A 22,750-nucleotide genomic window follows, 5' to 3' on the forward strand; every position below is an offset into this window, starting at 1 on the left:
TTATACCTCTACAGTGCTGTCATTAGAATGACCGTTTATATTATGAACATCATCAAGTTCAGTGGAAGGATCATCATTGACAGGTTGATTAAACAACTTATCAAGTTGAACTGCAAGAAATACTGCACTATATATTATGCTGACTGTTACGCTTAAGTTGAAATTATAGATTATACCACTACCCAAGTTTATTGGTATAGTTGGAGTTTCTATCCTTCTTAATATGAAGTTTAATAAACCTAACGACAAAGTTAATGTGCTGATAATAAGGTCCTTCTTACACTTAGCAGACTTTTCAGGATCCTTATTATCCAGATATTTCTTGCATGTATAATAATAGCTTATAGGTTCTGAAATGAACAAAAATAGGATCGTTGATGTTGAACTAATATAACTTGTTACATCTGCATTACCTCTAGCCAAAAAATGGATGACTTTCAACATCATCAATGCTTCTATGGTGCTGCTTGCAAGGTTAGCCGATTTACCCAAAATTTTTGCTAATTCTTTTTTACCCTTAGGGTCTTTATAATCTTTTACCAAATCCCGTAAGATAAATGCAGAATGGGCAATGTATAGGGTAGATGTCGGAAATTTCACCCATCGGGCAACATTCTTGATAAAGGAGATATTGGATCTATTATTGTCAATGAACTCGCAGCAAAATTGCAGTGAAATCTTACACAATAGGGCTGTTAAACCTGTTGTGATGCAGATTACCTTTCTGATATCATGATTATAAGCATCATGTACCTTTTGTGCGGGTGTGTTAGATTTCTTTTTTAGCTTGTTTAGCATAAAATAGTTAATAAAATAATAACTTTCTGTTATTCTATCACATAAAATCCTAAAAGAAAAGCCCTATGAATCAGGACTTTAAGGGAGATTTATGCACAAATCGGCTAAGCATTTTATAAACAAGGGATCGGTACTGAGAGTTGGCACACGAAAGTAATATCCATCCTTGATAATTGCTTTATATTCTATATCAAGTTCAACTAGAGTTTCTGAATGCTCAGAAACAAAAGATATAGGTGATAGAACTACAGGTACACCATCAGCTTTTGCGCGTAATAGCTCACTTTCAGTGCTTGGCTCTAGCCATTTTACAGGACCAATCTTACTCTGATAACATATTGACCAATCTAAGTTATTGATAGCTAACTTTTCTACTATTAACTCTACGCTTCTTTCTACCTGTGAAGCGTAAGGGTCGCCCTTTTTAATGATACTAAGAGGTAAGCTATGGGCTGAAAATAGGACTCTTGGTTTACCGATTTTGCTAGCCAATTTATAGTACTTAGCTATCAGATTAGCGTGAGCTTCAATAAAATCTTGGTTATCATAATAACGGTGAATCATTTTTGTATTGCATTTTAGGCCATACCGTTTAGCATTTTTTTGCCAATTCTCGATGGATGACAGAGTTGTGGTAGTTGAATATTGTGGATAAAGTGGCAACAGAATTACTTCGTCAGGATCAAATTGTTTTACACTTTTAACAACTTCGTCGGCAAAAGGGTGCCAGTAGCGCATGCAGATGAATACCTTGTATACATGGTTTCTATCTTCATTTAATTTTAGTTCTAAAGCATTAACTTGTGCTTTCGTATTATCCAAAATCGGCGATTTGCCTCCGATTTGCTCATATATTTCTCGTGCAGTATTTTCTCGTTTCGCAGATATAAACTTTGCTAAAAGAAACCGAAAGGGATTCGGTAGATTGATTATTCTCCTGTCATAAAAAAGGTTGAATAAAAAAGGACGAACCGCATTCAATGAATTAGGTCCGCCAAGGTTAAATAAGATAACTGCCTTTTTCACCTACGCACTACTACAACAAGTTACTTTTGGGGTGCCTATAAAATTAGCTACACACTCATCAAATTTAGTTATGGGCACTAAATTTCTTACACTTGCATACAATAAATGACCTGATCTCTGCAGGTTACTCTTGGTAGATGTGAAGCTCCAATCGAAAAATGTATCGACAAAAAGACTTGGTACCGTTTCAAGAAGTTCAACAGCAGCTAAAGATAGCATTATATAACTTTGCAGGACCTTCAAAAGAACCTTTAGAGGGAAAAGTAAAACTTTAACGAAAAGAGAGGTGCTACTCGTTTCATCCGGTGGTTGCTCTGAGTTAGGCGAATTATACTCGATGTGTTTTCTACTTTTATCGAAAATAGGGTAGATTATAGTATCTTTCTCAAATTCCTTATTCACTGTTTCTTTTGGGCAACCTGTTTGTTTTTCTAATAATTTTTCACGTAGATTAAAAGTTCTGACAATAAAACATGTGGCAATCATTAAGACAGCACAAGCAAGTGCACATTGTAAAAGACTTAAACCACCTACTATAGCCGGCAGTGCAAAACAAACAAGCGGTGCTATGATTATCATTTCAAGCAATGGAATAGTATTCCTTTTCATTGCAAAGGCAGCACCTTTTTTTAATTCTGTATTATGATGTGAACTATATTCCAAATAACTTAAAAAGGCCAAATTAAAAGTTAAAAATCCTTTTGTTCCACAAAAAAGTGATGACTTAAAGTTACTTACTAATTTTTTAGTAGTAGATTTAGCTTGTTTTTTAGTGGTAGGCTCAGCTTGTTTAGTAGTGTTATTTTTACAACATTCACCCATACAATACCTCCTTGATGGTTTATTCTTAACTATAAATAAAAAATCACTTTTATGAAATTAAAATTTATAATAAGATAAATCTATAAATATACTATTTTACTTAATATGAGGGAATAATATGGCAATTGAGAAGACACTTTCAATATTAAAACCTGATGCAGTAAAAAATAATATTACAGGCAATATAAATTCCTACATCGAACAATCTGGGCTGAAAATCACAGCACAAAAAATGATGTTACTAACAAAAAAACAAGCAGAGCTGTTTTATGAAATTCATAAAGATAGGCCTTTTTTTGGGGAATTAGTAGAGTTTATGACCTCTGGTTCTGTGGTAGTTCAAGTTTTAGTTGGTGAAAATGCAGTAAGTAAATACAGACAAATCATGGGAGCTACCGATCCAAAGCAGGCAGATAAAGGCACAATCAGGGGTGATTTTGCTGATGATATTAGTGAAAATAGAGTTCACGGCTCAGATAGTCTAGAAAATGCTCGTAAGGAGATAGCTTTCTTTTTTGCTGAATGTGAGTTGGTGTAGTCAACTCAGATTGGCGTCATCCAAGTAGCTGACAACATAGAAACGAAAAAACTTCCTTGACAAACCTCACCAGCCCCCTTATCATGAAACTGAAGCTATTGTATTTGCTTTCGCCAATCTGCAGATTAAAAGGTAAGGATTACTTAATGTATCGGCGTCTTATGTTCAATTTTTTGCAGTATATAGATACTGTATGTCTTTACAAAACTTCATCTACATCTAGGTTTTTATCTAAATAAGCTGAACGCGCTTATAAAGCGTTACAAGACATCAAAAAATGCCAATACTCGACAGAGATAGTAAAAGACTAGCTAACTCGGGGATTCTTTGTCTTTTTTTCTGCTTAGTAAATTTCTTAAACATTTGCAGCGTAAGTTAGTTGCAATTAAAAGCGGCTGAATCTCGCTTGTCAAGCGTTTAAAACATAAAAAACGCCAATATTTTAAAGCGGATAATAACCCCAGGGCTTCTTTTGCCTTTTTTTTCATTTGGTAAATTTCTTAATATTTATAGCTAAAGTAATTTAAAAGTCCGTGAAGGGTGTCATGCCAGTGCTTGACACTGGCATCCAGTTTTCCATATAATCTCATCAAAAATGTTTATTTTCTAGCTACTTTTATACTTATCAACCCAGTATGCTTACTTACAATTAAAATTTCTGGATCCCAGTGTCTGGGCACTGGGATGAAAGCTAGCCTGACAACCGTCATCCCGCTACTTGTTAGCGGGATCTAGAGATACCGAGAATGAATCGCGGTATGACGTAGGACTGCTGTCATTCCAGTCTGGAATCTAGTTCTTATTGTACATTTACTTGGTAGAGTTAAATTTCCTGGATCCAAGTAGTCGGCTACTCGGATGACAGGAGAAGGTACTGCCGTCATAAAGGAACCAGTGTCAGCTACTTGGATGATACCTTTTTTCTACTTAGTTTGGGTTATGCAAGAAGTCTATTATAATCAGGCTTTAAGTGTGCGGAAGTAATTTTTTTCGTTAAAGTAAAAAATTTTTTCTATAGCTGATCAAAGTGGGATCAAGAGAAACTTACCACTTTCTTTACAAAGGGTTTGATGTTACCATTTGACTGCCTATTCTGAATTTATTGAATGAACGTTAACATAAAGAATCTAGTTCATGCTTTCTCTAAATTGCCAAGTTTAGGGCCATCATCATCACGCAGGTTAGTTATACATTTACTCCAAAACAAAGAAAAAGTTATGCTACCACTTGCATCTTTGATTAAAGAGCTAGCAGATCTTATAATAGAGTGTGAAGTTTGCGGAAATCTAGATACTAAGTCACCTTGTTCTATTTGTACTAACCCAAAACGTGACACTAAGTTACTGTGTGTAGTAGAAGAATTAGGTGATCTATGGGCGTTTGAAAAAGGAAATATATATTCAGGTTTATACCATGTTTTGGGTGGCAGATTGTCTGCAATAAATGGCATAGGTCCAAAAGAACTCAACCTTGACACTATTCTGAAAAGAGTGACAGAGTCTAAAATTGAAGAGATAATTATCGCAATTAATCCGACATTAGAGGGCCAAGTTACTGCACAATATATAATTGAATTGCTAAAAAATTTGGATGTGAAAATATCACGCCTTGCTTGCGGCATACCAATGGGCGGAGAAATTGACTATCTTGATGAAGGAACGCTGAGGATAGCACTTACTTCAAGACAAGAATATGAGTTAAATATAAAATAAGACATGTGCTTAAAAAAACTTATATCGCTAATAACATTCAAAAAGAAAAAAATAGTGCCACCACTTAAAGTGGTGGCTTGGGAAAATGACCACCTAAACTATAAGCAATTTTCAGGTAAATTCAACACTATAATTAAAACAATTGATCAGTCTTTTACAATAATATCTTTGGAAGGATATGATGGATGGGGCAAGACGTTTTTTTTGAAAGAATGGGTAAAAGAGTTAAAACAGCAAAATGAAATTGCAGCTTATTATAGTGCATGGGATATCAATGCATTGGACCAACCACTGCCTTCTTTTTTAAATTTCCTATTTGAAGATTTATTTGTATCGTATAAAGTAAAAAGAAGTGTTATACAACAGTTCAAGAACATAAACCAAGAGCTATTTTCTCTAAACACACTAGGAAAGCTGATCAGTAAATCTCCACTTGCTATGCTTTCAGTATTTCTTGATGCTGCAAAAGAGGCTGATAAAAAAGACATAGGTTTTGTCTTGAGTGAATTAAGTCTTCTCCAAAGAAGAAAAGAGAGTACTAGAGATTTTAAAACACAGTTAGCGGATGTGGTTAATAAAATCAGAAAAGACAAAAACATTTATATAATGGTGGATAATCTTGATGTGTGCCGTCCTAAATTCGTTGTCGATTTTTTGGAATCTATAAAGTATATGCTTGATGTGGAGGGGCTGGTTTTCATTATTTCTGTAAGTAAAGATAAGAGTAATGTACAAAGAGCAATCAGCACAATACTTGGACCAAATTTTGACCTAAAATCTTTTACTGATCTCTCTTTACATTTGCCAAAACAACCGATAGAAAAATTTACAAAAGAACTATTTGAAAATATTAAATTACCGAAAAAGTCAAAAAATTTGATTGTAGATAGTTTTATATTTTATGCAGAAAGCCTGTCACTATCGTTAAAAACAATAGAATACTGCGTAAAAAAAATAAAGCTGTGTCTTCTGAATCACACAAGAGAAGAATTACCTGATCCGAATTTGTTTTCATTTTTGGTAATACTGCAATCGATAAATATTGATATATATGAGGAATTAGGTTTTTCATATCAAAGAGCATTGGAAAAAATTGAAAATGAATATAAATCTTTAGTTCTAAATGGTCAAGAAGAATGGGAAAAACTTAAAACCTCTCTAGAAACTGCTTTTGCAGAGAGGGAGTCAAAAATTAACAAAGCTATAAAGGATATACTATTTTGAAAAGATACCCTACCTTTACATATACAAAGATAGGGTAACATTTGATTAACGCCCTTTTACTATGTCATTACCTTGTTCAAACTTTCTGATTAATTCGCTTACATTGACATTAGATAATTTTTTACCTGCAGATTTGTCATTATGTGAAGCATCAGGTTTACGAAGGTCTTCCTTACTGTTACTCCTAGTAATATTACATCTAACAATGTTTGAATTATTAGACTTATCGCTTACATCTGAAATATTGCTTTTTTCACTACATGAAGACGAATTACTCGACATATTGCCTAAGCTAAAGAGCTTTTTACCTTGATAGATTGGATTCCAATCAAGTGGATTATAAGTTTTTTTGCTAGTCTCAACCTTTTGGTTATTTTGCTGTTTAGGAGAAAAACCAAGTTTTTCTCTTTCTTTCTTGCTTAGCGTTTTGAGAAATTTTACGGTTTCTAATTCATCAGTTGCTTGTACTTTATGTAAATCAAAGCTTTTTTGATGGTTATCCTGCTTAACATTTTCCATCATTTTATCTTTTATTGTTCTATCCTCATCATCAGAAGTGCTGCTACTAATATCACTGATACCACTATCCCCTGAATTGCGGCGTTGTTTGTTAGGAGTGCTATGAATGTTGTCTTCCATGAGTTTTTGCATTGTTGGGCCAAATGTTCTTCCAAGATTGCTACTCACTGTTTTATTACTATCATTTGCTTGAGAATGAGGTACATTTCGCTCAAAAATTGCTTTTATTCCAGCAAATTTAGCTTGGGAAGATTTCGGAGGAACAGGTGGGGCAACCATGCCTTTTGAGTTAATCTTTCCTTCATTTTTAGGAAAAATTTTTGGATTATTTTTTTCTACTGTAGTATTCATTTTTTTACCTCTAAACCTATTAACTAATAAAAGTATAAACTTAGAGGTATTAATTTTGTAATAACAATGCTAATAGATTACCGCAGTTTCAATAAGCATCACCAGAGGATTCTCTATATAATGCTTAAAGGCATTTAAAAACTTTGCTCCGAGTGCCCCATCAACTGCTCTATGGTCAACAGAGAGCGTTACTGTCATTATTTCTGCTATTTCTATTTTCTCATTCATAACAATTGGTTGTTTTTTAGATGCACCAACTGCCATAATGCAAGATTGCGGCGGATTGATTATAGCACTGAAGGCTTTTATACCAAACATCCCTAAGTTGGAGATAGTAAACCCTCCTCCTTGAAACTCTTCAGGTTTCAATTTTCCAGATCTTGCTCTGCTTACTAAATCTTTCACTTCTTTTGATATAGATAAAATACCCTTTTTATCAGCATTTTTTACTATAGGAGTAATTAGCCCATCTTCAAGTGCCACAGCGATTGAAATATCTATATTTGAATATCTCAGTATTTTATTATCTATCCACGAAGAATTTATATCAGGAAATTTTTTCATGCTGAAAGCTGCAGCTTTTATGATTAGATCATTAATTGTTACTTTATTGTTTTCATCTGCTGAGTTAATCTCGTTTTTTAACGATATTAACTTATCAACCTGGCAATCTACAGTTAAATAAAAATGTGGAACATTCTGTTTTGATTCAGTCAGGCGCTGTGCTATCACTTGGCGCATGTTGCTTACTTCAACTATGGTATCTTTCTCAGGACTTTCAGTATGTATACCACTGCCTAAAAACTCCAACACATCAGCCTTAATTATGCGACCATATGGTCCTGTACCTTTTAATTGCTGCACATTAACCCCTTCATTTTGAGCTATTTTCTTAGCTAATGGGCTTATTTTTGTTCTACCTTCTGCATAACCCTCTGTCATCTGAGTAGCTGACACTGGGATCCATTCTTCTTTTCTAGATCCCAGCGTCAAGCACTGGGATGACATTGAGGGGTTGGATTCCAGCGTCACGCGCTGGAATGACACCGAAGAATGACTTATTGGCTTTCCGTTTAAATCTTGGTGTTCTGATTTTTGATTATCAACAGCACTTTTTGTCACTTCCTTTTTAACTGCACTATTGATGGAAGTTGAAGTATAGTTGTTAAGTGCACTTTCATCTTCTCCTTCTTCCAGCATTAAAGCTATTGGTTGATTTACAGACACGCCACTTGTTCCTTCTGTTACTAAAATTTTTGCTATGACTCCTTCATCTATAGATTCAAACTCCATTATGGCTTTATCAGTCTCTATCTCAGCAATTACGTCGCCTACTTCAACTTTGTCTTGTTCTTTTTTATGCCACTTTACAATTTTTCCTCCAGTTTTGCTCATTGTCGGTGAAAGAGCAGGCATTAATATTTCTATAGGCATTGATTTTGCATTTAAAGATCTATTCAATTTTTAATTTACTCTTTATCTTATGTCAACCTAATCGTGAATTATGATGAATAAGTCTGTTACACTATCCCTCACGTTATCCCAGTGCGTGACACTGGGATCTTGGTTCAGTACTATTATCCTATTGTTTTTATTATTTAGCCATAGCTTGTTTGCTAACAACTTTGTTTCAACCAAATCAAATAAGATCAACATGAGAACGGGGCCAGGGTTTCACTATCCTGTAAAATGGATATACACTTGCAAAAATCTGCCCCTGAAAGTGATAGAAGAGTTTGAGAGTTGGAAAAAGGTCTGCGATATAGATGAAGACTGCGGATGGATAAAAGGCAATCTTCTTAGTGATAAGCGCTACGCGATTGTAAAAGAAGATACTTATGGATATCAAAAACAGAGTGTAGACAGCAAGATTACTATGAAAATAGACAAGTTTGTTGTGATGAAGATAGAAAAATGCAACGAAGAATGGTGCTTTCTTTCCACCCCAAAACGCAAAGCATGGGTACAAAAAAAACATATATATGGGGTTGATTAGGTTGACAAAAGATCTGAATTAACACTAGTTTCTGGGCCTTCTGTAGCATGCTCTTCAGATGAAGCAGAGGGTTCTTGAGGCTCTGGAGACTGTACAGGGCTATCACAGAAACTCCTTAACATCTCCTCAGCGGATGAATCTAAAATTTGTACAATAGACTTTTCACTCTGCTCTTTTAGCGATTGATCCACTCTAGAAATCAACTCAGAAAACTCGCTACCTGATTTTTCAGCTTCACTTTTTATTTTACTTTCTATGCTTGCAATATTACCTTGGTCAATTTCTTCTTTTGTTATGTTGAATGACTTTGCAACATCTTGATATCCAATCTTGCAATTTCCACAACCAATTATGCAAAAAGTAATAGAATCAGATATTTCGCTTGCAGCCCAATTATGTATAGTGTAAGCCAAATAATTGTCATGGTATTTAATGCTAAATTGTTGTTCTATTAACTCAGAAATTTTATTCTTTAGAGACATAAAGCACCCTCCTACATTCGTTATACCTTTTTGTTAAGATACAGCAATTACACCATTTACTACATGCTTTACTTTAATTAATTATTAAAACAAGAGCATCATTTCCAGAGCTATATCTTTTTACCTTGATAATTCTTTTTTGACTTCCTCTTTAATTATCCCACTTATATTCACGTTAAGATCCCCTACCCAAAAATCAGTCATAGTTTCAAGATCGTATAGATCCTCTATTACTTTTTTAATAGCAGCATTTATTTCTTCTTCGTCAAATTCCTTTATAATAGGTCTAATCTTCACATACCCTGGAGAGCCTTTACCATAAATTCCTTTGCTTTTATTAATGCAGCCACCTGCACCAGATCTACTGCTTCTCAAACCACTTCCACACTCTACTGTTTCGTACTTGATTTCACCATTTTCTATATATGCTATTTGATTGTCTTGTGTAGACTTCAGTTTATCTGCCTTTACAATTTTCTCCTCTAGCTTTAAATCTTGCTTATGAATTACTGTTTCCTCATAACCCTTACCACCGTATGTTCTATACTCACCTCCACCTGCAACAGTAATCAGTTGCTGGCAATGTTGCTTCTGCGAATTGCACATTTCTATGAAAACAGGTCCCCCGTCCTTATCTGAGAAGTTACTTTCCTGGTTACCCCCTCCCTCTGTGACTTGCACCTTAATTATAGGATAATTAGGATCGATTTTCAGTTTAGCTTTAATATAATCTCCTGGCATCCCTACTCTGCTTTCAGTAGAATGGCATTTTTGATTGTCACAGCCACTACCTTGTATATGACCTGCTTCACCACTTCCCCACGCTTCTATTTTAATACGATCAAATTTTATTGATAAGTCATCTGTATAAACATCTTTATTTTTATGATCATAGGATTTTTCATTATTTTTTTCAAGATCTGGTTTCTTATTTTTCAGATGTTCCTTGATTATCTCTTTTAATTTTTCTTTTAATTTCTTTTTGAGACCTTCTAAATCGAACCTACACAATTTATCAGCGTAAAAAACCTCTGTTCTGTTTGCTTTAATCAGTTGATCTTTTAATTGTGTACACTTTCGTACTTCATTTTTTTCATCTCTTAATACTTTACCATCCTTATCTTTACAATCCACTTCCTCATACCTTAAGTAGAATGGCTTATCATCTTCATTTTTATTCAAATATTGTTTTGAACGGCTACACTTTCCATCAAAGCAGATGCAACCATCATCACCTTGCTCACATCCTTCTTTATGCTCTACATCCGTCAATTTGTATACTACTTTCAGTCCTTCACCAGATTTTAATTTTTCGTCTATTTTGCTATCTTTCTTCACACAATAACTGCATTCTTCCTTCTTCTGCTCATTTTCATCAGGGAAGAAAACATACTCTTGCTTATTAAATATTATTTTATCCAACCTCTCTTGAGTTTCTTTCAAAGGGCAAACTATTTCCTTGCTTGGAAGATAATAGAACTGATTTGATTCCTTGGAGTAAACAGCATTGTATTTAGTATATCTTGTTCCCATTAATTTTAGTGGTATTATTTTATTTTCTCTTTTAAGAACAAACTCCTCTGGTTCTGGCTGCCATCCAGAAAGACAAAGCATTTTACTGTTAGAATTTCCTTTATACTTTACTTCTATTTCCGGCTGCCCAGAGTTATTAAATTCACATTGAATAGATTTGTCTTTTAACTTTTTCTCAAAATCATTAAAACTATAAAAACTTCCGCCTTTAGAACATTTAATTTGCACATCAGGAACATAGCCATATTCTTTCAGAACTTTAAATTGTTGCGGATTACTTTCTAATATACCTTCTATAATATTATCAATATTACTATCAGTTGTTTTTGCTACTATTGCTGGTTTTACTACTTTTAAAGATAGGGGGCCAATGTTTATAGGATGGTTGAGGTCAGTATTAACATTAAAAGTACAGGAACCATTACTATAGGTTCCATGTGCTTTAGCACAAGTGCTCTCACTCATCTTCATTTCTACTTTCAATGTATTTGCATTTACTATCTCCACTATCTCAGGTTCTGGAGCAGGTGGTGCCGGGAAACAGCGGACGAACTGTGGATTTTTTTTGTCTATACTTTGAGTTCCATGGTATTCAGCGCAGAGCTGGCCCTTTTTTCTATAGGTTTTGAAGTAATAGTGAGTATCCTTATCTGTAACAGTATATGAGTGATTTGGAATGTTCTCATTATTTGAAACAACGTGTGGAAAACCTAACTCTTTTCTTTCCTCCAGTCCGCTAATTATCACCCCAACTCTTGGATCGAAGTAATCATTATCTTCATTTGTTATAGGAACAATTCTAACTTGTGGAGGTGACATTGCAAGTTGTTCACAAAATGGAGGGGGGCCAGGTGCAAGTGGAACAGGAGCACATTTTACTGCCGTTTGGTAGCAGGTATAACAGACTTTTTCCATCTCCCCAGGACGGAAAATATTCTCACCCGAAAATACTCTAGAACCCCATGAAGAAATTCCTGACATACAAGCCCCTTTTTGACTGCAAGCACATATTTTAGGAGAGTTAGCGAATCTTCTTTTTTCCTCATCAGTAACACCGTCTGCCCATTCCCATTTAAGACCCCGAGCAATTTCTTCTCCAGCTTTTGTTTTATCTCCTTCCCAGTCGATAAAAGCTGCAGCAGAAACTCCAGCTCCTGTACCTTGCGTTCCATATATCTGGCGGCAGGATTCCCCACTTTGTAAGTCATAACAATAACTTTGTCCATCATAAGCACATACTCTAATTTTGGGATTAAAGTAACCATCAACTCCTTGATCTTTTATTGCTTGCACCTTAATTTCCTTTACCCAATCTCCACCAACTATTGCTTCCCACCAAGTATTACTTGCTACAAATGTTGGACAATCAGCATATCCTTGATACGAAAGACCAAGTATCAAAAAAAATATCAATAAGAAATTAAGCCTTACACTTCTCATAAAATACCGGTAACCACTCATTAACTTCTTCTCCTTTTTCTTTTATTGCCTCATACATATACTTTATAGTCTCTTTGTTAGCTGAAAGTACATGTATTTCTTGCATATCCTTCAAATCCAGATTTAAGGTTACTAATCCTTTGTACTGTTTTATCAAAAATAAACCTTCCTGTGTTGGCGTCTGCAGAATTATATTCAGCTCCTCTTTCGATAGAGAAAATGCCTTCATGTATAATCTATTTGCATTGACGTTCGGCATCAAGATTCTTGTATCAACATGTTTATCTAAATATTGAGTAAATTTGCTAGCAAATGCGAGATTTAAATTCTCAGTACTTAGGATTACTACAACATTTAGTTCCGTCATTCTTTGCATCCAGTTATCAAACTCTTTCTCTGTAGGAAAAATATTACTTATCTCCCATGCTTCATCCAAAACAAGTATTGCAGGCGAGCCATCACATTTTGCCTCAAAAGAATATAAAAAATAGTAAAGTATCACGGACATACATTCCTTTTGTTTTGTAAGGTTTGCGGTGTTGAGAGATATAATTTTTGTTTCCCAGTCAATATCTGATTCATCACCATCTTGAAATAAGTAAGCAAAGTCACCATCGTCACACCATCTACTTATCTTACCCCCAAGGAGCAAGAGCACCTCAGAAATTTGTGAAATAGAACGTGATTCCTTGGGTATAGCAAATATAGAATCCACAATTTTTCTTATCTTTTCTTCTACGTCCACCAAGCTCGTATCGGCTACCATTCTTCTGATCAGTTCAACCAACATATTGCGATTGGAAGCACTATCTTCAATGTTTAGTGGATTAAATTTTAGGCTTTTGTCCTTATATTTTGGATCGATTATGTAATATTTACCACTCACTGCTTTAGTAAAAATTATTGATTTTCCAGTGTTATCCAATATGACAATTCTTGGGTTAAACTTTCTTGATTCTGATAATAGAAAATTAATGAGTGAAGTTCTGCCTGAATTTGGAGCTCCGAGTATCGTAGTATGGCCATTATTTCTTTTTCCATGAAAATTAAAGAAGTAAGGATTTCCTTTTTTTGAAAAAAAAATCATTACCGCTTCTTTCCACCTTCTTCCTTTTAATGTACCTGACGTAAAATCGTGCAGCATAGCAAAGCTGCAAGCGTATTTTGTTAAGATATTTTTCGGTTGCGTAATAAAAGCAAAATTGCCTGGAAGTTGTGCCCAAAAATGACTTTCCATATGTAAATCAGTTCTAAACATCATGAAGCCAACTAATGACATTATAGAAGATAAATCACTAATACTTTCAGCTAACTTATTCCTATCATCTGCAAATATTGTAAAAATAATTTTCTGTTGGCAGAAGTCTATACTAGAGGTCTTTTCAAGCTCTATTATTTCTTCAATTCCTGAACTTTTAAGTAAGGTATTATCCTCACTAATTTGCAGCATGTTGATTTGTTTTTTAAATTCTTTTATTGCTTTGTTATTACTAGTAAATATCATTATTTCTGTAATGATAAATTCAGATTCAAGCTGCAAGCATCTATCTATATTACCTAAAGAGATTTCCCGGTATTCTTTTATGCTGAAAATAGAGCCAAATTTCTGTTGATTTTCAAATATTGTTTGAAACGTATTGAAACCAAAAGCTATTTTAAAATTTCTAATATATTGCGACAGGTCCCTTTCATGTATTGGATAATCTTTGTGCGTTAATGTAACAATATAGTGGAGAAATTCTATCATTTCAGAATATATTTTACCTTCACTAAACCTTAGACTCAGTTTTTTAGCTCCAAAAGGTCCTAAATCATTTTGAATTACGTCAGTTATCTTTTGCAACTCCTGATGGCTTTCTTGTAAAGACAACTTATGCTTATTCTTTATTCTATTGAAAAAAAACGAATTATTAGTATGCTTGCCAAAATCGCTAAACAATATTACAATGTATAGTTCATTTATATACTGTAATTTACTATCAGTTAGTTTATTAAACCACGTTGAATGTAGGTTGTCAGAGAAGTCTTCAGTTTTATTCCATTTCAAGCTCAGTTTATTGCGCTTTCTAACGGTATGAATCCAAACGGTAAAACACAGGCTATTAATATTTTTTGATATGCTTTTTCTAATTTCAGTTCTGAGGTCTCTGTAGTTATCAACAGAAGAATAATCTTCTAACTTGATTATTTTTAACAATTCTCCCTGTTTTGTTAGTATGGTTTCTTCATCGTAATGACAAGCATAAGGAACAAAATCTAAATCAATGCTTTCTAGTAATGCTAAGTTGTTCTTTTTTTTAAGCTTAGAGTTAACTGTTGGTACTTTTAACTGCATATGCGTATTCAATAAAGATAATTAAAAAAGATAAAAATACTATCTTAATTTTTATCTTTTTTTTCGCTATCGGATTGTAATTTTATATCTTTTGCAAAGTTAAATTTTTCTTTTAAGTAGTCTGTTGCCTTTTCTGTACTACCGAACATCAGGACCAGTACACCAAACATTATCATAAAAAAGATTAGACCTCTGAACACTACTGCAAGTATCACTGCAGCTATACACAACCCTATGATTGTTGAAGGACTCATATTTTCTACAGTATCTTTAACTGAAAATGAAGAAATAAAATTTTTTACCGTTTCTTGTATACCCTTTAATTCATCACTCGCCGAACTTGCTTCGCTAGAATATGATGCAAAAATGAAACTTAATAAGGCTATAAAAACCAAAACTTTATTCAATTGAATGCGCATCAACTAAATACCTTTTAAACATTTCTTAAATATAACAACTTTTATATCAATAGGCAAGAACTGAATTCACTTATCCACTACAAGTAACACATATTTAATTTTTACAGACGTGAACATGCTGTAAGCTCTTTATCATCAACAAGAGGACTCACATTAATGGATGTTAATTTACTTGATAGGAAGTTTGAATGCAATTCAGCTACTGCTGCTATAGCAAACACTGCAGCCATAGCAAGTAGTCCTGCTCCTATCAATCCTGATGTCATTGCTCCTGCAACAATGCACCCTATTGTGGAGAGAGCACAACCTGCTACAAGTGCAACGTGAAGATTTCTGTTATTGGGTTGGTTTTTAAGTAGGATATCTTTCTTAACTTGATCTGGATTTGCTTGACCATCTGAGTTTTCATTTTCTTGCATTTTTGGCTCTTTTTTTACAGTCTGCTCTGGCTGCACTTGAGTCTCGTTTTCTTTTGGGGATTCCAAATTTGATTCTAATAACTCAGTTTTTTCTCCACCCTCTGGTTGTAAGCCATTATCTTCTTCAACAGAGCTCAATGTTGAGTTTAAACTTTCCTCAGATGAAGTGCTTGCTATTGATGTTAAACTGTTTTTTCTACTATTTATTGGTGATATCGAGTTTTTTTCACTCAGTCCAGGTGAGTTTATTCCACTATCTGAACCACTACCGTTACCAAGCTTAGGAGTTTTTATATTCTTCTTTAATTGCTCCATAACTTTACTATATTTTCTAGATACCTCTTTCGGAATATCTAATTGGCCAAGTATTTTAGTATCACCACTTTTTTTCTCAGCTACATTCAAGGGTGTTTCTTGTGTGTTGTTTTGCTCTTCAATATGTCCTAGCTGCATTTGATCTTCAATATTTTCTTCAACAGCATTTGGTATTGAGCTTACACTGCTGCTCCTGTTAGTAATATCCAAAATTGTTTTTACTATTTTTCCTCTTTTTGTTTGTGGTCTTTGTGATTGTTCTATTCCATTGCCAAATACTATAGATACAGCTAGTGCTTTTGATTTTATTACTTCATCTTTCAATACAGGAAGAAAGTTTTTGATATAATACTTATAATGTTTTTGATATTCCTCTTGTTTTTCCGGTGATTTTTCTAATTCAATTCGTTCTCTCAGCGATTTTTCTAATTTAGTTAATACCTCAGGGTCAGCCTCTTTCTTGAATAACTCTATGCATTCTTTCAGAGTTCTGTCTTTTTCAGATTGTGGGCTTGGATGTTTGTGCTCTTTTTTTGTTACCTTTTTGTATATAGTGTTGTGCAATTGTTGGTTAATATCTCCTGTATTATTCTGAGATTTTTTTAAAGGACTTAGCATAACATTCCTCCATACATAATAAAATGTATAGATACCTTTTTAGCGTTAATTTTACATTAAAACTGGGCAATTATGCCATATATGGATAATTTGCTTATTGTGAGGTCGCTTAACTATTTGCTTTCTGGGCTTTCTACTTCTACAGATTTGCTCTCAATATAATTGTTTGCCTGTTGAACTAACATATTCACTACTTCTTTTACAGGCTTTTCCTTATCAACCATGCCAACACTTTGGCCAGCCATTAAAGATCCCGTTTCAACATCTCCATCAATTACTGCTCTTCTTAAAGCTCCAGCCCAGAATTTTTCTATTTCAAGCTGCCCATCTTCTTTTGAGATCTGTCCCTTTTGGTATTCATCAATAACTTCTTTTTGACGCTTCATAAAGTCATCGCTTGCTTTGTTGGCTATAGCTCTTACTGGAATTACAGGAAAATCAGCACTTATCTGTACAGAAGGTATTGCATTACGTGCGGCCGATTTAATAAACACTTCCTTAAAATTTTTGTGGGCAATTGACTCATTAGTGCAGACAAATAATGTACCTATTTGACAGCCACTTGCTCCCATTTCCAGGTAATTAACTATCATTTCACCTCTTCCTATTCCACCTGCAACAAACACTGGTATTTGTTCATTTTTAAAATGAGGCAATATCTCTTGTGCAAGAACAGAAGTGCTAACTGGACCTATATGCCCACCTGCTTCCATTCCTTCTATTATTAATGCATCTACTCCCATTTTTACTAACCTTTTCGCAAGGCTTAATGCTGGTGCAAAGCACATAACTTTAATGCCTGCACCCTTGATTTTTTCTATATTAGGCTTTGTTGGCAGTCCACCGGCAAGCACTATATGGCTCACTTTCGTTTCAATACACACATCTATCAACTCACTCAACTTTGGGTGCATAGTAATTAGATTTACACCAAATGGCTTGTTAGTTAATTGCTGCGTCTCTATGATTTCTTTTTTTAGCAAGTCTGGAAACATTGCACCACATGCAATCACACCAAAACCACCAGCGTTTGAGATTGCTGAGACCAAGTTTCTCTCTGAAACCCAGCTCATAGCACCACCCATTATAGCAAACTCACTGCCAAGAAAATCTGTTCCTTTTTTCCAGAGGCTACTTAACATATAACCTATATCATACGTTTAAAAATGTTTTGTTTATCTATAAATGTGTGTTTTAAGGCGCCAAGTATATGTAAGATTATAAAGAGTACCATAAAATATGCAAGCATCGAATGTAGCTCGTTAGCCGTGTTAGCTAGGTCTTTGTTTTGATTAATCAACAAAGGGATATGAAAAAAATATTTGATCTGTTTGCCAGAAGCAGAAGACATGACATAGCCAGATAGTGGCATTAGCACCATCAAAGAATATAAACCAAAGTGTACTGCTTTACTTATATTGATTACAAACCGAGAAAAATTTGCTGGAAGTGGTGGAACATAAGTAAAGACGCGAAAAAATATGCGTACTATGATTAATCCAAGAATAGTGATACCGCAAGCCTTATGAATAGCGTATATGTTGAACTTAATTTCATTGCTAAGTGGCAGGCTTTTCATATAAAGTCCAGAACAAAGCATACCGATAATAAAAACAGCCATCAACCAATGGATAACTCTTAAACCTAGGCTATATTTATCGTCTTCCATTTTGATTACCCTAAAGTAGCATTTATATAATAGAAAAACTATTTTTCAATCAAAATCATTAAAGCAATTTAGATTTACCGACAATGTAGCTATACAAATTCGACCCAGCCGGAAGTCAAGGGCACCTAAATCAAGAAACGGATTAAACGAAAAACTTACTTGACAAACTCCGCCAGCCTCCTTATCATGAAACTGAAGCTATTTATTTATCTTCGCAATCTGTGCAGGTTAATGACAAAAAACTTAGGGTATTTGGCGTCTCATGTTTAATTTTTCGCACTACGTGCATCGCATGTCTTTAAAAATTTTTAGGTTTTTACCTATATAAGCCGAAACGCGCTTACAAAGCGTTTAAGACAGCAAAAAACGTCAAATTGACAAGGGAGAATTTGAATGCTAGCTACTACGGGGTTTCTTTGCCTTTTTTCCTGCTTAGTAAATTTCTTAAACACTTGCGGTGTAGGTTAGTTGCAAGTTAAAAGCAGCTAAATCGCTCTTAATCAAGCGTTTTAGAATAAAAAAAACGCCGATATTTTAGTACATAGTGAATAGCCAACCACCACGGGGCTTCTTTTGCCTTTTTTTTCGTTTGGTAAATTTCTTAATATTTATAGCTAACATGAAGCTAAGTACGAACTTTGTTAAACACAACAAATGGTGTCATTCCAGTGCTCCTGTGATGTCATTCCAGCGCGTGACGCTGGAATCCAGGAATTTTATTAAGTTGGTGAGCATAAAAATAGCTGTTTTACGTTAAAATACAATGTTTTGATGATTATGGAAAGGATGGATTCCAGTGTCAAGCACTGGAATGACACCATAGGGGCACTGCCATCATAAAGGAACCAGTGTCAGCTACTTAAATGACATCATAGGGGCGCTGGGATGACACCCTGACAATCGTCATCCCGCTGCTTGTTAGCGGGATCTAGAGATACCGCGAATGAATCGCGGTATGACGGTTCGTGGTGGCATGACGATAAGGTTCCAGTGTCAAGCGTTTGGCATGCAAATTTCCTTAAACGTTCGTAAGCTTAAAACTTTACTTTAGATCAAACTGCTGTATAGTGGCTTTATAGCTTTAGTTTTACAATGAATATACCCAGTATAGAAAATTGTGATCTTCACAATAAAACCGTCTTACTCAGAGTTGACTTCAATGTTCCTATAAAAGATGGAGAAATTCGTGATGTCACTCGTATTTTGAGAGCATTGCCTACTATTCAGTATTTAGTGAATGCGAGTGCAAAGATTATTATTATATCACATTTTGGACGCCCAAAGGCCAGAGACAATAATCTGTCGCTAAAAAATGTAATTGACACTTTATCGCAGTTACTAAATAAAAAAGTGAAATTCATTGACGATTGCGTTGGTGAAAAAGTACAAAGAGCAGTAAGTGTTATGGATGCAGGAGATATAATATTACTAGAGAATCTAAGATTTTATAAAGAGGAAGAGCAAAGTGACTCAAATTTTGCCAAACAACTAGCATCTCTAGCGGATATATATGTAAATGATGCATTTTCTTGCTCTCACAGAGCTCACGCTTCTATTTCACGCATTACAGAATTTTTACCCTCTTATGCAGGGTTTTGCTTGCAAGATGAGCTAAAGTATCTTGAAAAAGCTGTATCGTTTAAAGCTAAACCTATTACTGCGATAGTTGGGGGAGCTAAAATATCAACTAAAATAAAAGTGCTTATGAAGCTAACAGAAAAGGTTAATTACCTAGTTCTAGGTGGTGCAATAGCCAATAATTTTTTGTCATTTAGCAAAGTAAATATAGGGAAATCTTTCTTTCAAAATGGTGTTGACGACCTTCTGCATAATATTCTTGAAACAGCAAATAAAAACAATTGCAAAATAGTTGTGCCAGAAGACGTTCTGGTTGCAGTAAACTCTGATTACAGCACTAGTATTTCAAGAAGAACTGAGTCCATTTTGGACGGTGATATAATTTTGGATATCGGACCACAAACTTTGAGTACAATAAGCAGTATAATAGCAAGCAGTAAGACTCTGCTGTGGAATGGACCTATTGGTGTTTTTGAACATTCAGCTTTTGCAAATGGTACAATAGGGGTAATGAAAATCGTAAGTGACTTAACGCACAAAGGAAAGTTAACCAGCATAATAGGGGGAGGCGATAGTCTATCTGCAATAAGCGCTGCAGGCCTTACCGATAAGGATTTTACATATGTTTCCACTGGTGGAGGAGCATTTTTAGATTGGTTAAGTGGCGATGAAATGCCGGGAGTTGCTGCTCTGCAAAAACGATTAGATTAAAACTTTTTTAAATTATTTCTTATAGGCTAGCTTTTTTGTGAACGTGATTATGTCGAAGACAGTTAAACTAATTTTGTGTTTAATAATACCAATAATAGGATTTATTTTTTATATTAAGGATCATTATTTTCACACCGGCTATGTAGAAGAAAATGTTGAAGTCAATTTTGAACCATTTTTCAGTTCACAACCAGCCACCGTTTCAGAATTAACTGACTTCGATAGAGGAGTGTTGAAAGTTTGTGGAGATTGGGGAGCACATCCAGATAAAGAAGATTTCAAAATTTTACTTAGTTGTCCGCAGCATCAAGAAGTAGTGAAAGGAATATATAAGTGATTACGCCAGATGCGGATTTGGAGTTACTTAAAGATGAACTGGCTAACATTTGGTTTACAAATAGTGGAAGTGAAAAAGAAACTATAGGGTTTGGACATATTTTTTGTGGTGAGCCAAACGATAAATTAGGTGGTATGCATTTTGTAGGTAGATATGTTGAAGCTCAAGAGGATAAATGGGCAGTTGGAATCCTGTGCAATGAATCAGATATTAAGCCGCCAGTTTATACATTTGGAATGAAATATTTAGGTAAGGATGGGGAAGTGAAAGTTAAATGCCCAAATGGATACGCATATAACCTTCATGCTGATAATTTCTGCAACTAAGGCGTTTAAGGAATTAGGAAAGGATGGAATGTGCCTGTATAAAATGGAAGATGACGATTATCAATCAGTGTTTGTAAGAAAGAATGATGCTATACTCACGTTCTATCCCGACTTAACACCAAAATGTGATGATAAGAGTACTTATTGTAGTTGCAGTAAATCTTAATTTCAAAACCAATAGGGTGAACAAATGATAAAAATGTTATAGGGTGTAGCAAATCCAAATGAGTTAAAATTTTGATTAAAGGGTTTTGTGAATAATAATGAAGAAGGGCATTATTCGTCTAATAAAAGCAATTCAATACTCTTGTGAAGGAATAAAATCAGCTTTTATATCAGAAATTGCGTTCAGACAGGAGTTACTGCTTTTTATAGTATGTGTCTCAGTTTTGTTTGTTTTGGATGTAAGTAATCTAGAACGTGCAGTAATGATAAGCAGCCTATTCCTGGTGTTAATTGTGGAAATTGTTAACACTGCTTTTGAAACGACAATTGAGCGTATTTCCAGTGAACAACACATACTTTCAAAAAAGGTGAAAGATCTAGGTAGTGCAGCAGTTTTTCTTTCATTAATTAACTTCCTGATAACATGGATGATAATATTGATAGGTTAATACGAATGTTATTAAGATATGTTGTCAAACTCACCAATTAAAGTTTTTATATCTTGCGGTAAATCAGAGACAAATTCCATGTATTCCTTACTTTTTGGGTGGTATAAGCCCAGTGTATAAGCATGTAGTGCTTGTCTATTGAAATTACGAATGAAACTAGAGTTTTTAGCATATTTTGTGCTTTTACTACTATTTTTTCCATAAACTTGATCACCAACTATGGAATGTCCTATGTGGCTCATGTGGACTCGAATTTGGTGTGTTCTGCCTGTCTCTAAAGTGCATTTAACGAGGCTTACTTGTCCTATAACTTTTTGCACTAAATAGTGAGTGATTGCTAATTTGCCTGTGATTTTTGTTACACACATCATTTCTTTATTACCGCGTTTGGGAGCAATGTTAGTTTTTATCGTGCCTTGCTGAGAAGATAATGTTCCCCAAACTACTGCTAAGTATTCCCGCTTTATTTTGCGATTCGATAACAATTCAGACAAAAAACCATGGGCTTCTTCATTTTTTGCAATTACCATCAGCCCACTAGTATCTTTATCGAGTCTATGAACAATTCCTGGTCTTACATGGCTGTAAGGGATTTTACCAAGGTGAGCGATAACTGCGTTCAAAAGCGTATCATTGTTTGTCCCAGCACCTGGGTGCACTGTTAATCCACTCTGTTTACTCAGAACTATAATGTCCTCATCTTCATAGATGATATCAAGTTTTATGTCATAATTAGGCTCAATTGATGTGGATATGTCAGGTTGAACGAGATGCACCACATACTCTTCATCTGGTTTTACTATGTGGTCATTATTAATTATCGGTGTGCCAAGTAATTTCACCTGCTCATTTTGTATCAATCTTTGCGCTTTGCTGCGTGATATGTTGCATTTTTCAGCTATATAGGTGTCTAACCTTAATTTCTCTTTATCATTATTAACACTTAAGGTTACTTCTAAGTGGTCTAT

25 protein-coding genes are annotated in these 22,750 nt (G+C 34.6%); 10 read left to right on the forward strand and 15 right to left on the reverse strand.

What is annotated here, in order from left to right; genetic code table 11:
• The 3 genes from AAGD76_RS04000 to AAGD76_RS04010 all read right to left on the reverse strand — a co-directional run bounded on the left by AAGD76_RS04000 (position 1) and on the right by AAGD76_RS04010 (position 2,646).
• On the reverse strand, positions 1-798 hold the full coding sequence (locus AAGD76_RS04000; protein WP_209472377.1) for a hypothetical protein: 798 nt from the start codon (positions 796-798) through the stop codon (positions 1-3).
• Between the two features lie 78 nt (positions 799-876).
• Positions 877-1,824: a ferrochelatase gene (gene hemH, locus AAGD76_RS04005; protein ID WP_209472379.1), complete on the reverse strand. Its 948-nt coding sequence runs from the start codon at positions 1,822-1,824 to the stop codon at positions 877-879.
• A complete protein-coding gene (locus tag AAGD76_RS04010) occupies positions 1,825-2,646 on the reverse strand; it encodes a hypothetical protein (RefSeq protein WP_341820405.1) in 822 nt (273 codons plus the stop codon).
• Between the two features lie 118 nt (positions 2,647-2,764).
• Here AAGD76_RS04010 and ndk point away from each other — a divergent pair, with 118 nt between their 5' ends.
• Positions 2,765-3,184 carry a nucleoside-diphosphate kinase gene (ndk, locus tag AAGD76_RS04015; RefSeq protein WP_015589428.1) on the forward strand — a complete coding sequence of 140 codons (420 nt, stop codon included), beginning with the start codon at positions 2,765-2,767 and terminating at the stop codon, positions 3,182-3,184.
• A gap of 599 nt (positions 3,185-3,783) precedes the next feature.
• On the opposite strand, the gene AAGD76_RS04020 is transcribed toward ndk, so the two are convergent.
• Both AAGD76_RS04020 and AAGD76_RS04025 read right to left on the reverse strand, forming a co-directional pair.
• Positions 3,784-3,894, reverse strand: coding sequence for a WPE palindromic element domain-containing protein (locus AAGD76_RS04020; protein ID WP_341820406.1), 111 nt, complete (start codon positions 3,892-3,894; stop codon positions 3,784-3,786).
• Positions 3,895-3,915: 21 nt separating this feature from the next.
• Positions 3,916-4,068 (reverse strand): hypothetical protein, encoded by a 153-nt coding sequence (locus AAGD76_RS04025; protein WP_156517965.1) that lies wholly within the window; start codon positions 4,066-4,068, stop codon positions 3,916-3,918.
• Between the two features lie 222 nt (positions 4,069-4,290).
• Here AAGD76_RS04025 and recR point away from each other — a divergent pair, with 222 nt between their 5' ends.
• Entirely contained in the window at positions 4,291-4,896 is a 606-nt protein-coding gene (gene recR / locus AAGD76_RS04030) for a recombination mediator RecR (RefSeq protein ID WP_010963080.1), read from the forward strand.
• A gap of 3 nt (positions 4,897-4,899) precedes the next feature.
• Positions 4,900-6,120 carry a P-loop NTPase fold protein gene (locus tag AAGD76_RS04035; protein ID WP_253303549.1) on the forward strand — a complete coding sequence of 407 codons (1,221 nt, stop codon included), beginning with the start codon at positions 4,900-4,902 and terminating at the stop codon, positions 6,118-6,120.
• Between the two features lie 45 nt (positions 6,121-6,165).
• Here AAGD76_RS04035 and AAGD76_RS04040 read toward each other — a convergent pair whose 3' ends face one another.
• Together AAGD76_RS04040 and AAGD76_RS04045 are read right to left on the reverse strand one after the other, a co-directional pair.
• A complete protein-coding gene (locus tag AAGD76_RS04040; RefSeq protein ID WP_341820407.1) occupies positions 6,166-6,990 on the reverse strand; it encodes a hypothetical protein in 825 nt (274 codons plus the stop codon).
• Positions 6,991-7,059: 69 nt separating this feature from the next.
• On the reverse strand, positions 7,060-8,424 hold the full coding sequence (locus tag AAGD76_RS04045) for a pyruvate dehydrogenase complex dihydrolipoamide acetyltransferase (RefSeq protein ID WP_264707396.1): 1,365 nt from the start codon (positions 8,422-8,424) through the stop codon (positions 7,060-7,062).
• A gap of 70 nt (positions 8,425-8,494) precedes the next feature.
• Between AAGD76_RS04045 and AAGD76_RS04050 the strand changes: the two genes are divergently transcribed.
• The gene (locus tag AAGD76_RS04050; RefSeq protein ID WP_007551030.1) at positions 8,495-8,986 is read left to right on the forward strand and encodes an SH3 domain-containing protein; all 492 of its coding nucleotides are present in this window, start codon (positions 8,495-8,497) and stop codon (positions 8,984-8,986) included.
• Here AAGD76_RS04050 and AAGD76_RS04055 read toward each other — a convergent pair.
• The 7 genes from AAGD76_RS04055 to AAGD76_RS04085 form a co-directional block, all read right to left on the reverse strand.
• On the reverse strand, positions 8,983-9,468 hold the full coding sequence (locus tag AAGD76_RS04055; protein WP_010082090.1) for a hypothetical protein: 486 nt from the start codon (positions 9,466-9,468) through the stop codon (positions 8,983-8,985). The genes AAGD76_RS04050 and AAGD76_RS04055 overlap by 4 nt on opposite strands.
• A gap of 120 nt (positions 9,469-9,588) precedes the next feature.
• Entirely contained in the window at positions 9,589-12,441 is a 2,853-nt protein-coding gene (locus AAGD76_RS04060; protein ID WP_341820408.1) for a hypothetical protein, read from the reverse strand.
• Positions 12,422-14,776 (reverse strand): type VI secretion protein, encoded by a 2,355-nt coding sequence (locus AAGD76_RS04065; RefSeq protein ID WP_341820409.1) that lies wholly within the window; start codon positions 14,774-14,776, stop codon positions 12,422-12,424. The genes AAGD76_RS04060 and AAGD76_RS04065 overlap by 20 nt, the downstream gene beginning before the upstream one ends.
• A 44-nt stretch (positions 14,777-14,820) precedes the next feature.
• Positions 14,821-15,195, reverse strand: coding sequence for a hypothetical protein (locus AAGD76_RS04070; protein WP_022626145.1), 375 nt, complete (start codon positions 15,193-15,195; stop codon positions 14,821-14,823).
• A gap of 101 nt (positions 15,196-15,296) precedes the next feature.
• On the reverse strand, positions 15,297-16,547 hold the full coding sequence (locus tag AAGD76_RS04075) for a hypothetical protein (RefSeq protein WP_341820410.1): 1,251 nt from the start codon (positions 16,545-16,547) through the stop codon (positions 15,297-15,299).
• A gap of 113 nt (positions 16,548-16,660) precedes the next feature.
• Positions 16,661-17,689 carry an NAD(P)H-dependent flavin oxidoreductase gene (locus tag AAGD76_RS04080; protein WP_264374031.1) on the reverse strand — a complete coding sequence of 343 codons (1,029 nt, stop codon included), beginning with the start codon at positions 17,687-17,689 and terminating at the stop codon, positions 16,661-16,663.
• Between the two features lie 5 nt (positions 17,690-17,694).
• Positions 17,695-18,216, reverse strand: coding sequence for a cytochrome b (locus tag AAGD76_RS04085; protein ID WP_010082022.1), 522 nt, complete (start codon positions 18,214-18,216; stop codon positions 17,695-17,697).
• Between the two features lie 619 nt (positions 18,217-18,835).
• Between AAGD76_RS04085 and AAGD76_RS04090 the strand changes: the two genes are divergently transcribed.
• The 6 genes from AAGD76_RS04090 to AAGD76_RS04115 all read left to right on the forward strand — a co-directional run bounded on the left by AAGD76_RS04090 (position 18,836) and on the right by AAGD76_RS04115 (position 21,782).
• Positions 18,836-18,973 carry a hypothetical protein gene (locus AAGD76_RS04090; RefSeq protein WP_213863637.1) on the forward strand — a complete coding sequence of 46 codons (138 nt, stop codon included), beginning with the start codon at positions 18,836-18,838 and terminating at the stop codon, positions 18,971-18,973.
• 335 nt (positions 18,974-19,308) lie between these two features.
• Positions 19,309-20,505, forward strand: a complete 1,197-nt coding sequence (locus AAGD76_RS04095; protein ID WP_341820411.1) for a phosphoglycerate kinase — start codon at positions 19,309-19,311, stop codon at positions 20,503-20,505.
• A 37-nt stretch (positions 20,506-20,542) separates the two neighbouring features.
• Positions 20,543-20,842: a hypothetical protein gene (locus AAGD76_RS04100; protein ID WP_007549045.1), complete on the forward strand. Its 300-nt coding sequence runs from the start codon at positions 20,543-20,545 to the stop codon at positions 20,840-20,842.
• Complete coding sequence (locus AAGD76_RS04105) at positions 20,839-21,168, forward strand: EndoU domain-containing protein (RefSeq protein WP_010082007.1); 330 nt, start codon at positions 20,839-20,841, stop codon at positions 21,166-21,168. Before AAGD76_RS04100 ends, AAGD76_RS04105 begins: the two co-directional genes overlap by 4 nt.
• A gap of 28 nt (positions 21,169-21,196) precedes the next feature.
• On the forward strand, positions 21,197-21,334 hold the full coding sequence (locus AAGD76_RS04110; protein ID WP_341820412.1) for a hypothetical protein: 138 nt from the start codon (positions 21,197-21,199) through the stop codon (positions 21,332-21,334).
• Between the two features lie 97 nt (positions 21,335-21,431).
• Entirely contained in the window at positions 21,432-21,782 is a 351-nt protein-coding gene (locus AAGD76_RS04115) for a diacylglycerol kinase (protein WP_155969239.1), read from the forward strand.
• Positions 21,783-21,793: 11 nt separating this feature from the next.
• On the opposite strand, the gene AAGD76_RS04120 is transcribed toward AAGD76_RS04115, so the two are convergent.
• Positions 21,794-22,750: an RluA family pseudouridine synthase gene (locus AAGD76_RS04120; RefSeq protein WP_341820563.1), complete on the reverse strand. Its 957-nt coding sequence runs from the start codon at positions 22,748-22,750 to the stop codon at positions 21,794-21,796.

The sequence above is a fragment of the Wolbachia endosymbiont (group A) of Cydia strobilella genome, from assembly GCF_964026745.1.
In the GTDB taxonomy this organism is placed as follows: Bacteria; Pseudomonadota; Alphaproteobacteria; order Rickettsiales; family Anaplasmataceae; genus Wolbachia; species Wolbachia pipientis.